This window comes from Neobacillus niacini (assembly GCF_019749295.1).
GTDB classification, from domain to species: Bacteria; Bacillota; Bacilli; order Bacillales; family Cytobacillaceae; genus Neobacillus; species Neobacillus niacini_D.
Genome location: NZ_JACWFG010000003.1, coordinates 228,481 through 240,820, shown reverse-complemented (window position 1 = coordinate 240,820; position 12,340 = coordinate 228,481). Strand labels below are relative to the sequence as shown.

Below are 12,340 nucleotides of genomic sequence, written 5' to 3'. Positions count from 1 at the left end.
AATAGAACAGGGGGAAATGTCATGACTGCAACAATTATTGACGGGAAGGAAATCGCCGCGAAAAAAAAGGTAGAAATTGCTGAAGAAGTAAATAAATTAAAGAAATTAGGGGTTACCCCAGGGCTTGCCGTAATTCTTGTAGGAAATAATCATGCATCGAGAACATATGTAACAAATAAAGAAAAAACTTGTCGAGAACTTGGTATGCATTCAGTGCTAATTGAATTGCCGGAATTGACTTCTCAAGAGGAATTACTTACTAAAATTGAGGAACTAAATGGAGATCCAGCTATCCATGGGATTTTGGTGCAGCTTCCGCTTCCAAAGCATATCGATGAAACAAAAGTAATAGAATCCATCTCCCCTTATAAGGATGTTGACGGATTTCATCCGATAAATATTGGAAGAATGATGACAGGACAAGATGCTTTCTTACCATGCACACCATATGGAATTATGGTGCTATTAGAGGAAACTGGTATATCCGTTGCCGGTAAACATGTTGTAGTAGTTGGAAGAAGCAATATTGTTGGAAAACCGGTAGGTCAGTTGTTTCTAAATCAGCATGCGACCGTAACTTATTGTCATTCAAGAACAGCAGATTTAAAGTACCATACATCACAAGCAGATATTATCGTTGCAGCAGTCGGGATAGCTAACTTTATTAAAGCTGAACATGTAAAAGAGGGTGCAGTTGTAATTGATGTAGGGATAAACCGGAATGAAGCCGGAAAGCTTTGCGGAGATGTTGCTTTTGATGAAGTGAGCAAAAAGGCAGGTTATATTACCCCTGTTCCAAAAGGAGTCGGGCCGATGACGATTACAATGCTAATGTATAACACTCTTAAGTCGGCGAAAAATACGTTGCATTCCTAAAAGAGGAGTTCGTTATGCAGGAGAAAAAGTATTTATCTGTAATTGCATTAACAAAATACATAAAAAGAAAATTCGACGCAGACCCACATTTGCAGGATGTCCATGTACGAGGTGAAATATCTAACTTCAAACAGCATTCTAGTGGGCATATGTATTTTACATTAAAGGATGACAAAGCCCGTATTCTTGCTGTAATGTTCTCCAGCCAATCACGAGCTATGAAGTTTTCGCCAGAAAACGGTATGAAGGTCGTAGTTAAAGGAGATATCTCTGTATACGAGCCTAGTGGGCAATACCAAATATATATCAAAGAAATGCGTCCAGATGGTATTGGAGAATTATTTTTGGCTTACGAGCAGTTAAAAAAAAGACTTGAAAGTGAAGGCTTATTTTCTATTGAACAGAAAAAGCCCATACCGAGCTATCCGAAAACGGTGGGTGTCATCACATCACCAACAGGAGCTGCAATTAGGGATATTATCACCACCATTAAAAGACGTTATCCAATTGCTAATATTCTTGTATTACCTGCACTTGTACAAGGTGAAAATGCGGCACCTTCTATAGCACGGGCCATTGAAAAAGCTAACAAAATGGACGAGATAGATGTACTTATTGTTGGGCGTGGAGGCGGCTCTATTGAAGAATTATGGGCTTTTAACGAAGAGTTAGTTGCTAGAGCTATTTTTCAATCGCTGGTCCCAGTCATATCTGCCGTAGGGCATGAAACTGATTTTACAATTGCTGATTTTGTTGCAGACATGCGTGCTCCAACTCCTACTGCAGCAGCGGAGTTAGCTGTTCCTCATATAGATGAATTAATGGAGCGGTTATTGCAAAGAAAAACCCGGATGCTTCAATCCATGAGTGGAAGATATCGATACGAAAAACAGCGGTTAGACCGCGCGCAAAGATCCTATGCGTTCCGTTATCCTCAGCGCCTTTACGAACAAAAGCTTGAACATGTTGATAAATTAACAGAATTGCTAGTTCGTGGTGCTTCTCGATTGATGGATGTAAAAAAAGGGCAGCATGAGACCATTCATAAACGTCTAGTTCGGAACCATCCAAGAATAGCTTTACGAGAAGCAGAGAGTAGATTTGACCGCTCACAAAAAGATATGGGGCGGGCAATGATTCAAATATTCTTGAAGAAACAAACTCAATTTGAAAAGGTCATTTCAACACTCCAAGCTTTAAGCCCGTTAAAAATAATGGACCGGGGATACAGTCTCGTCTATTCTGAAGACAATGTGTTAATAAAAAGTATTAATCAAGTTAGAGAGAATGAACCACTACAAATTCAATTAACAGATGGCAGCCTTCTCTGCAATGTAACGAACATAAAGGAGAGCGAAAACCGTGAGTAATGAACAAAACATTTCCTTTGAGGAAGCTATGAATAAGCTGGAGCAAATTGTGGATAAGCTTGAAGAAGGGGATGTCCCGCTAGAAGCAGCTATTGCCTTTTATAAAGAGGGAATGGAGCTGTCAAAGCTTTGCCATGATAAGCTGAAAAATGTTGAAGAACAATTAACTCAGATTATTACGGAGGACGGACGTAAACAAAACTTTACGATTGAAGAGGAGGTGTAGGCTTTGAATACTAAAGTTCTAGATGCTTTTACACAAGAATATAAACAGCTGCTTGAATTAGAGCTTCGAACCTTGGTGGAAAGGCTGAATTCACCTCCTATAATCAAAGAAGCAATGCATTATTCCCTTGAAGCAGGCGGGAAAAGAATCCGTCCCTTACTATTATTTGCTACCCTTGCAGCTTTTGGAAAAGAGCCTAGAAATGGGCTATTAGCTGCTTCAGCAATTGAAATGATCCATACCTATTCATTAATCCATGATGACTTGCCAAGTATGGACAATGATGATCTCAGAAGAGGTAAGCCAACGAATCATAAAGTCTTTGGTGACGCAATCGCTATATTAGCAGGAGATGCCTTATTAACCTACAGCTTTGAGGTAATTGGAAAAATTTCAAACGAGATTGCTTCGAGTGAGACGAAGCTTCAGCTGGTAATTGAAATGGCCAAAGCTGCTGGAAGTGAGGGTATGGTTGGCGGTCAGGTAGCGGATATGGAAGGGGAGGGAAAAGCTCTAACCATTGAAGAACTTGAGTATATTCATATACATAAAACAGGCAGACTTTTAAGATTTAGCGTCATCGCGGGTGCATTGTTAGGCGGGGCAAATCAAGAGCAGCTTGAGAACCTTTCTTCATTTGCCCATCATCTGGGGCTTGCTTTTCAAATTCGTGATGACATTCTCGATTTGGAAGGAAATCCCGAAGTCTTGGGTAAACCTGTTGGCAGTGATACCACAAATAATAAAAGTACGTATCCACAGCTCTTAACGATGGATGGTGCAAAGGAAGCATTACAAAAGCATTTGGAAAAGTCCAAGCAATACCTGACAAAGACAGGGCTTGATATAAATTTACTTAGCGAAATTGCTGATCTTGTAGCAGCTAGAGATCACTAAAATAACTGGTATTTGAACAACAACGTAATTGTGTTATAATTGTTGTCAATGTAGAGAACGTTGTTAATGCCGTTATCACGAATAGTGTTAGCGGCTATTTTTTAATCGAGTGAACTGACAGATAAAGTATGAAAGTGAGTGGTCCAAACATGGATCTGTTATCAATAAAAGACCCTTCCTTTTTAAAAGGGATGTCAAATCAAGAATTGGAGGTTTTAAGTCAAGAAATACGACAATTCTTGATTGAAAAGCTGTCTGTAACTGGAGGCCATATTGGACCAAATTTAGGTGTTGTCGAACTAACACTTGCTTTACACAAATGTTTCGACAGTCCAAAAGATAAATTTATTTGGGATGTAGGACATCAGTCTTATGTTCATAAAATATTGACAGGCAGAGCTTGTGAATTTGATACTTTGCGTCAATTTAAGGGACTTTGCGGCTTTCCAAAAAGAATTGAAAGTGAACATGATGTTTGGGAGACTGGGCATAGTTCAACATCTCTATCGGCAGCAATGGGAATGGTCATTGCCAGAGATTTGAAAAAAGAAGATTCTTATGTTGTACCTATTATCGGAGATGGTGCACTAACAGGTGGAATGGCTTTAGAGGCTTTAAACCACATTGGCCATGAAAAAAAGAACATGATTGTTATACTTAACGACAATGAGATGTCGATTGCACCTAATGTTGGTGCGCTTCATAATATACTTGGGCAGTTAAGAACAGCTGGTAAGTATCAATGGGTCAAAGATGAATTAGAATTGTTCTTAAAAAAGGTCCCTGCTGTTGGCGGTAAACTTGCTGCTACGGCTGAGCGAGTAAAAGACAGTCTTAAATACTTATTTGTTTCCGGCATGTTCTTTGAGGAGTTGGGCTTTACTTATTTAGGTCCAGTAGATGGACATGATTTTGAAGCATTATTTGAGAATTTTCGTTATGCAAAGAAAACTGAAGGCCCAGTCCTTCTTCATGTCATCACTAAGAAGGGGAAGGGCTTCCATCCTGCTGAAAGTGATAAAAAAGGGACATGGCACGGAACCGGACCTTATAAGATGGATACAGGGGACTTTGTTAAGCCAGATAAAGCACCGCCAGCCTGGAGCAGCTTAGTAAGTGAAACAGTTCGTAAGCTTGCAAGAAGCGACGAACGAATTGTAGCAATTACCCCAGCAATGCCAGTTGGATCAAAGCTAGAGGGCTTTGCAAGCGAATTTCCAGAGAGAATGTATGATGTTGGAATTGCTGAGCAGCATGCTGCTACTGTAGCGGCAGGATTAGCCACGCAAAATATGAAGCCATTTTTAGCAATTTATTCGACTTTTTTACAACGAGCCTATGATCAAGTCGTTCATGACATTTGCCGTCAAAATCTAAATGTCTTCATTGGAATTGATCGTGCTGGATTAGTAGGAGCAGACGGTGAAACTCATCAAGGAGTATTTGATATTGCCTTTTTGAGACATGTGCCTAATATGGTTCTAATGATGCCTAAAGATGAAAATGAAGGGCAGCACATGGTTTATACTGCCGTAAAATATGATGATGGCCCTATAGCGATGAGATTTCCTCGAGGAAATGGCTTGGGTGTTCCTATGGATGAAGAATTAAAGAGTATCCCAATTGGCACATGGGAAGTATTAAAGGAAGGCGAAGATGGTGCTATCTTAACCTTTGGTACCACAATCCCAATGGCAATGGAGGCAGCAGAAGCTCTTGAAAAACAAGGAGTTTCAGTTAAAGTAGTGAATGCACGATTCATAAAGCCATTAGATGAAAAGATGCTCAATCAGTTATTCTCAAAAAATATCCCTATCCTTACGATTGAAGAAGCAGTTCTTCAGGGGGGATTTGGAAGCTTTGTGTTAGAATACGCACATGATCAAGGGTTTTATCATCAAGCAATTGACCGAATGGGGATACCAGACCAATTTATTGAGCACGGAGATGTTGACTCACTGCTTGAGGAAATTGGGATGACTACTTCAGAAGTTGTGAAAAGAATGACTATACTTGCGCGAAAAAAACAACAAAGGGCATAAGGAATGAAGAATAAAGAACGTTTAGATGTGTTATTAGTTGAAAGAGGATTAGCGGAAACAAGGGAAAAAGCAAAACGTTCAATAATGGCGGGACTAGTTTATTCGAATGAAGAACGTCTCGATAAACCCGGAGAAAAAGTGAAAGTAGATATTCCTTTGACGATAAAAGGCAACGTACTTCCATATGTTAGCCGGGGTGGACTAAAGCTTGAGAAGGCTCTAAAGGTTTTTGATGTTATTGTCGAGGATAAAACCATGCTTGACATTGGTGCATCAACTGGGGGCTTTACGGACTGTGCCTTGCAAAATGGTGCTAAGATGTCATATGCCTTGGATGTAGGTTACAATCAGCTTGCTTGGAAGCTGCGTCAAGATGAACGGGTCGTGGTAATGGAACGGACCAACTTTCGGTATGTAACACCTAAGGATTTAGCAGGAGAAATGCCCAACTTTGCAACTATTGATGTCTCTTTTATATCTCTAAAGCTTATTTTACCTGTTTTGAAAACACTTCTTGTCCCTAATAGTGATATTGTTGCACTGGTTAAGCCGCAATTTGAGGCAGGGCGTGAACAAGTTGGTAAAAAGGGTATCGTTCGTGATGAAAAGGTCCATTTACAGGTTGTTAACAAAATTGTCGATTTCTCTCTTGAACAGGGATATAATGCTGTTAATTTATCCTATTCCCCAATAACAGGTGGAGATGGTAATATCGAGTATCTTCTTCATCTCAAGTGGCTGGGTGAGCAAGAAAAAGGAAAAAATTTATTACCAAAGGATCCTTCACAAATTGTGAAAGACTCTCATCAGGAATTTAAATCAAAACAAGATGTAGAAGGATGAGCATATGCTTATCCTTTTATTTTTATTATTCGTTTTTTCTCTGCAATAATAATTGTACATCCTAACCAAAATGGGCTAACATATGGGTATAAGCGACATTTTTGTACAAAATACCTAAATGTTTTGATAATTACGGGGTGAATAGATTGAATAAAGGTCAACGTCATATAAAGATAAGAGAAATTATCACTAATAATGATATTGAAACACAGGATGAACTAGTTGACGAATTAAAAAGTGCGGGATTTAACGTAACTCAAGCGACTGTCTCTAGAGACATCAAGGAACTACACTTGGTTAAAGTCCCATTATTAGATGGCAGATACAAATATAGCTTACCGGCAGACCAACGCTTTAACCCTTTACAAAAATTAAAAAGATCATTAATGGATGCGTTTGTTCGAATTGATTCTGCTGGACATTTGCTTGTGATGAAATGTTTGCCAGGAAACGCTATGGCAATAGGTGCTTTACTTGATAACCTTGACTGGGATGAAGTATTAGGAACCATCTGCGGTGACGATACGATCTTAATTATCTGTCGTACACCGGAGGATACAGAGACAATCACAAATCGGTTCCTAGACATGCTATAGGGAGGTTGAAACCTTGTTATCAGAATTATCGATTAAGAACTTTGCCATAATAGAGGCACTCTCGGTATCGTTCGATAAAGGCTTAACCGTTTTAACAGGAGAAACTGGTGCAGGAAAATCAATTATTATTGACGCCATTCACTTACTTGTAGGCGGAAGAGGTTCAGCAGAATTTGTCAGACATGGGGAAGAAAAAGCAGAGATTGAAGGGCTTTTTCAAATAGATGAGCACCATCCTTGTCATTCAAAAGCCTTTGAATTTGGTATTGAAATTGAAGAGGGTATGGTTGTATTAAGAAGAGATATTTCTCGTTCAGGCAAAAGTGTGTGCCGAATTAACGGAAAGCTTGTTACCATATCAACCCTTCGGGAAGTGGGATCTACCTTAGTTGATATACATAGTCAGCATGAACATCAAGATTTAATGGATGAAACCAGACATTTGCTATTGCTTGATCAATTTGGGTTTGAGGAAATTTCTCAATCCCACGCTGAATACCAAGAGGTGTTCCGCCGCTATGAACAAACCTCTCAAAAGCTTAAATCATTAAGTGAAAATGAGCAAAAAACTGCACATCGCCTAGATCTTATTCAATTTCAATTTGAGGAGATTCAAAACGCGAATTTAAAGCTTCAAGAAGACGAAATACTTTTTGAAGAAAAAAGAAGACTTGGGAATTTTGAGCGGGTATTTGAGGCAATACAATCGGGGTATAATGCGCTGACAGGTGAACAAAAAGGACTTGATTGGATTAGTATGGTCATGGGACACCTCGAAGACGCTGCAGAATTGGATTCATCATATAAGGAAGTATATGAATCAGTTATGAATTGTTTTTATCAATTAGAGGATGCATCCCGGACGTTAAGAAATGACCTTGATGAATTAGAATATGATCCGCAGCGATTAAATGAAATTGAAGAAAGATTAAATGAAATCAATCAATTGAAACGGAAATATGGAAAAACTATAGAAGAAATTTTAGAATATGCAGCAAAAATTGAAGAAGAAATTGAAACCCTGCAAAATAAAGAAACCCATATAGGGCAGTTAGAAAGGCAATTAGCTTCTATTCAGAAAGACTTAAAACTTGAAGCCAAACAATTAACTGAACTCAGAAAACGATGGGCTGATAAGCTTACTCATTTAATCCATAATGAATTGAAAGAACTATACATGGCAAAAACTGTATTTGAAATTCGCTTTGAATCTGTCTTACCACATTTTACAAAAAATGGTGTTGATCACGTTGAGTTTTATATTACTACAAACCCTGGTGAACCATTAAAACCTTTATCTAAGATTGCTTCTGGCGGCGAATTATCAAGAATTATGTTAGCGCTAAAGAGTATTTTTTCTAAGCATCAAGGCGTTACTTCTATTATCTTTGATGAGGTTGACACTGGTGTGAGCGGCAGGGTTGCACAATCAATTGCTGAAAAAATATATAAAGTAGCTGTTGATTCGCAAGTATTGTGTATTTCTCACTTACCGCAAGTAGCAGCAATGGCTGACACTCATTTGTTTATTTCCAAGGTGACAGATGGAGGCCGTACAAAGACTTCAGTAAGTCCATTAAGTGTAGAAGAAAAAATAAAAGAAATTGGTCGAATGATTTCTGGTGTTGAAATTACCGATTTAACTAAAAAACATGCCGAAGAATTGTTGTTTTTAGCTTCAGAAAATAAAAAAATTGAAAAGCTTCCCAAATAGGGGAGCTTTTTTATGTTGTCTTCGGTTATAAATGCCGCAGATGCAGGCAAAATTAAAGATGTAGCCATTTACATGTAGAGTGAAACAGAAGCGAGGAGAGTGAAGATTTTGAAGTTAGAAATAATTAGAAAGATCATTGGTGGAATTCTCCTTGTTTCATTAATCAGCGTTCTTTTTTTTCAGCCATTTCAGCAGTACCTTGATATACCAAAGACCATTACAGTCTTTGAAGGACAAGATTATACTTTCCAAAAGGCTGTACCGGTATCAGCCTCTTTAGTGTCTCTCAATTCAAACATCACACTTGAACAAGATAAAAACAATGTTTCCTTTATAGCAAGCGAAAAAGGTAACGAGGAAATGTTATTAGAATTTGCAGGAATACCCGTTAAAAAGGTCGATGTTAACGTTCTAAAGGATTTCAGAGTTAAGCCAGGAGGACAATCCATCGGTGTTAAATTAAATACGGTTGGCGTATTGGTCGTAGGCCACCATTTAGTTAATACAGAAGATGGGAAAAAATCCCCTGGAGAAATTGCAGGAATCAAAATCGGTGATATTATTACAGAAATTAATGGAAGCAAAATTGAAAAGATGACAGATGTGGCTCCCTTTGTACAAAATGCAGGACAAAGTGGAGAAGCATTAGATATGGTTATTAGCAGGGAAAGTGGTAAGTTCAAAACGAAACTTACTCCCTTGAAAGATAAGGGAGAAAACTCCTATAAGCTTGGATTGTATATTCGCGATTCAGCAGCAGGAATTGGAACAATGACATTTGTTCATCCACAATCAAAAAAATATGGTGCCTTAGGGCACGTTATTTCAGATATGGATACAAAGAAGCCTATTGTAGTGGAAGATGGTCAAATCGTTCGTTCTACAGTTACCTCCATCGAAAAAGGGAGTAACGGGGACCCAGGAGAAAAGCTGGCTAGATTCTCTTCAGACCGTGAAATTGTCGGAAACATCACAAAAAATAGTCCATTTGGCATATTTGGTGTGTTAAATAAAGAGTTAAAGAATGGAATTATGGATAAGCCGCTGCCAATCGCGTTATCTCACCAAGTTAAGGAAGGTCCAGCAAAAATCCTTACAGTGGTAAATGATGACAGGGTCGAAGAATTTGAAATTGAAATTGTCAGCACTATCCCGCAGAAATTTCCAGCAACAAAAGGCATGGTTATAAAAGTAACTGATCCAAAGCTACTGGAGAAAACGGGCGGAATCGTTCAAGGGATGAGCGGAAGTCCAATTATCCAGGATGGAAAGCTAATCGGAGCAGTAACACATGTCTTTGTCAATGATCCAACCTCTGGTTATGGAGTTCACATTGAATGGATGTTAAGTGAAGCAGGAATTAACATATATGAAACACCAAAGGAAAAAGCAAGTTAATTGATTATATAAAATAAAATAGGCGAGTTTCGCCTATTTTATTTTTACATAAAGATTATTCGACAAAAATATGGTATAAATAGGAATATATGCGAATTTAGTCGAAATTTAAAGTAAAACAAAGAAAAGATGAGATTTTCTCACTATTTTAAGAAATATTAAAAAAACTAGAGGAATTTTAGTTGCATTGTCGAATTTCTAATTTAGAATAGAATTAAGAGAATGAAATTAATGTTAAATAGAGATATAATCCATTTTGGATTTGAGGAGGATATAAGGTGAAAAAGATTAAAGTTTGTGTCGTGGACGATAATAGGGAATTAGTGGGATTATTAGAGGAGTATATTTCTTCCCAAGAAGATATGGAGATTGCTGGTATTGCACACAATGGGCAGGATTGTTTAGAACTTCTTGAATCAACAGATACGGATGTACTCGTTTTAGATATTATTATGCCACATCTCGACGGGCTGGCCGTTTTAGAGCGCCTTAGAGAGGTTAAGAAGGGCGCAATTCCAAATGTTATTATGTTGACTGCATTTGGACAAGAAGACGTCACGAAGAAGGCAGTAGAGCTTGGTGCGTCTTATTTTATCCTAAAGCCTTTTGATATGGAGAATTTAGGGAATCATATCCGTCAAGTAAGTGGAAAAAGCAGTCAAGTTAGTCGTAAGGCTCCGACTGGAAATTATCGTTCCCATACAGAAAATAAACCAAGAAACCTAGATGCAAGTATTACAAGCATTATCCATGAAATTGGTGTTCCGGCACATATCAAAGGATACTTATATCTACGAGAAGCCATTTCAATGGTTTATAATGATATTGAATTACTAGGCTCAATTACAAAGGTATTATATCCTGATATTGCAAAGAAATATAACACCACAGCAAGCCGTGTGGAACGTGCTATACGCCATGCTATTGAAGTAGCTTGGAGCCGTGGAAATATCGATTCCATTTCTTCTCTATTCGGGTACACGGTAAGCATGTCAAAGGCTAAGCCTACGAACTCAGAGTTTATTGCGATGGTTGCGGATAAGCTGCGCCTGGAGCATAAGGCTTCTTGAAAAGATCAATAAAATGAAAAAAAGCCTTCATCTTTTGATAAATGAAGGCTTTTTTATGTATAAATGTTATTTATTTTCCTTTTCTAGTTCCACCAATTTTTTAATAAGTATATGCTGAGGCATATGCATAAGATGTTCTAATGGAACACCTAATTTCTCTGCAAGTTTAACGGCAGTTTCAGGTGATAATTGTAAAGGTTTCATTCCGAGAGTTACCTCCATTCATTTAGTTGGGAAGTGAAAAAGATGACACAGATATTAGCGCATCGAGGTTATTCTGCAGCTTTTGCTGAAAATACCATGAGTGCTTTCATTGCGGCTGAAAAGGCTGGTGCAGATGGCTTAGAGCTTGATGTCCAATTAACAAAAGACGGCGAAGTGGTTGTCATTCATGATGAAAAAATCGATAGAACCACCAGCGGCAATGGTTTGGTAAAAAACTTTTTATTTAAAGAAATACGAAAGTTCAATGCAAACAAAAAAGGTATAAAAAAAGAGCCAATCCCGTCATTAATTGAAGTTTTAGAATGGATGCAATCCAATCGATTAATTTGTAATATTGAGCTGAAAAATAATTTAATACCGTATGAAGGTATGGAAGAAAAGGTAATTCAACTTGTTCGAAAATATAACTTAAGCAATCGGATTATCATTTCTTCTTTTAATCATTATAGCATTGTTTTAAGTTATCGAATGGCAGCTGAAATTGAGACAGCCCCCTTATTTAATGAACGAATCTATATGCCCTGGGTTTATGCGCAATCCATTAGAGCACGAGGAATCCATCCGAAGTTAGCCTCGGTATCAGATGAAATTATTGAAGCTGCGATTGAAAATGGTATTGCAGTAAGACCGTATACGGTGAATAAAGAGGCTGACATGCATAGGTTATTTAAGCTCAATTGTACATCGCTTATTACGGATGACCCAGTTAAAGCTTTAAAATTTAAGAAACAATATGAAAAGAGACCTTGACGGCCTCTTTTTATTTATTCTTAAACCTGTCCTGCACATTGTTCCTCTTTCGGTCACGGTGAAAAATAAATCCTGCGACGAACGCTAATCCACCTAGGAAAAGGACAAGACCTAAAAGAAATTGTAGCCATAAGAATGGGATTGGGCTTTGAAGAATACCGAATGTCATATCACGCATTAATTTGATCCCATATCCAGCTAAAAAACCAGGAATTACTAATATAAGTAGAGCAACAATCCGCTTCATAATTTAATCCTTCCAATTGTATAGTAAGTCGAATGACTTTTACCCTCAAGAAAAATATTAGTATAAAGATATAATTTGTCAAGGAT

The 12,340-nt window shown here is 38.0% G+C and carries 13 protein-coding genes; 11 read left to right on the top strand and 2 right to left on the bottom strand.

From position 1 onward, the window contains the following. Nucleotides 1-21: 21 nt before the first annotated feature. From folD to spo0A, 10 genes are all read left to right on the top strand, one after another. A complete protein-coding gene (gene folD / locus H0184_RS06990; protein ID WP_221822918.1) occupies nt 22-876 on the top strand; it encodes a bifunctional methylenetetrahydrofolate dehydrogenase/methenyltetrahydrofolate cyclohydrolase FolD in 855 nt (284 codons plus the stop codon). Nucleotides 877-890: 14 nt separating this feature from the next. After that, complete coding sequence (xseA, locus tag H0184_RS06985; protein ID WP_221822916.1) at nt 891-2,246, top strand: exodeoxyribonuclease VII large subunit; 1,356 nt, start codon at nt 891-893, stop codon at nt 2,244-2,246. Beyond that, nucleotides 2,239-2,472 carry an exodeoxyribonuclease VII small subunit gene (locus H0184_RS06980; RefSeq protein WP_221822915.1) on the top strand — a complete coding sequence of 78 codons (234 nt, stop codon included), beginning with the start codon at nt 2,239-2,241 and terminating at the stop codon, nt 2,470-2,472. The genes xseA and H0184_RS06980 overlap by 8 nt, the downstream gene beginning before the upstream one ends. 3 nt (nt 2,473-2,475) lie before the next feature. Continuing rightward, nucleotides 2,476-3,369 carry a polyprenyl synthetase family protein gene (locus tag H0184_RS06975; RefSeq protein ID WP_221822914.1) on the top strand — a complete coding sequence of 298 codons (894 nt, stop codon included), beginning with the start codon at nt 2,476-2,478 and terminating at the stop codon, nt 3,367-3,369. 149 nt (nt 3,370-3,518) lie between these two features. Next, complete coding sequence (gene dxs / locus H0184_RS06970; RefSeq protein WP_221822913.1) at nt 3,519-5,411, top strand: 1-deoxy-D-xylulose-5-phosphate synthase; 1,893 nt, start codon at nt 3,519-3,521, stop codon at nt 5,409-5,411. A gap of 3 nt (nt 5,412-5,414) precedes the next feature. Beyond that, entirely contained in the window at nt 5,415-6,254 is an 840-nt protein-coding gene (locus H0184_RS06965) for a TlyA family RNA methyltransferase (protein WP_221822912.1), read from the top strand. Between the two features lie 146 nt (nt 6,255-6,400). Beyond that, a complete protein-coding gene (gene ahrC / locus H0184_RS06960) occupies nt 6,401-6,850 on the top strand; it encodes a transcriptional regulator AhrC/ArgR (RefSeq protein ID WP_221822911.1) in 450 nt (149 codons plus the stop codon). Nucleotides 6,851-6,863: 13 nt separating this feature from the next. After that, nucleotides 6,864-8,564: a DNA repair protein RecN gene (recN, locus tag H0184_RS06955; RefSeq protein ID WP_221822910.1), complete on the top strand. Its 1,701-nt coding sequence runs from the start codon at nt 6,864-6,866 to the stop codon at nt 8,562-8,564. A gap of 99 nt (nt 8,565-8,663) precedes the next feature. After that, on the top strand, nt 8,664-9,962 hold the full coding sequence (gene spoIVB / locus H0184_RS06950; protein WP_396953578.1) for a SpoIVB peptidase: 1,299 nt from the start codon (nt 8,664-8,666) through the stop codon (nt 9,960-9,962). Between the two features lie 278 nt (nt 9,963-10,240). Then, nucleotides 10,241-11,032, top strand: coding sequence for a sporulation transcription factor Spo0A (gene spo0A, locus H0184_RS06945; RefSeq protein WP_221822906.1), 792 nt, complete (start codon nt 10,241-10,243; stop codon nt 11,030-11,032). Between the two features lie 66 nt (nt 11,033-11,098). Here spo0A and H0184_RS06940 read toward each other — a convergent pair whose 3' ends face one another. Further along, nucleotides 11,099-11,236, bottom strand: coding sequence for a YycC family protein (locus H0184_RS06940; protein ID WP_221822904.1), 138 nt, complete (start codon nt 11,234-11,236; stop codon nt 11,099-11,101). A 42-nt stretch (nt 11,237-11,278) separates the two neighbouring features. Here H0184_RS06940 and H0184_RS06935 point away from each other — a divergent pair, with 42 nt between their 5' ends. Continuing rightward, nucleotides 11,279-12,007 carry a glycerophosphodiester phosphodiesterase gene (locus H0184_RS06935; RefSeq protein ID WP_221822902.1) on the top strand — a complete coding sequence of 243 codons (729 nt, stop codon included), beginning with the start codon at nt 11,279-11,281 and terminating at the stop codon, nt 12,005-12,007. Between the two features lie 10 nt (nt 12,008-12,017). Here the strand turns inward: H0184_RS06935 and H0184_RS06930 are convergent, their stop codons facing one another. Next, nucleotides 12,018-12,254: a DUF2627 domain-containing protein gene (locus H0184_RS06930; protein ID WP_221822900.1), complete on the bottom strand. Its 237-nt coding sequence runs from the start codon at nt 12,252-12,254 to the stop codon at nt 12,018-12,020. Nucleotides 12,255-12,340 lie beyond the last annotated feature (86 nt).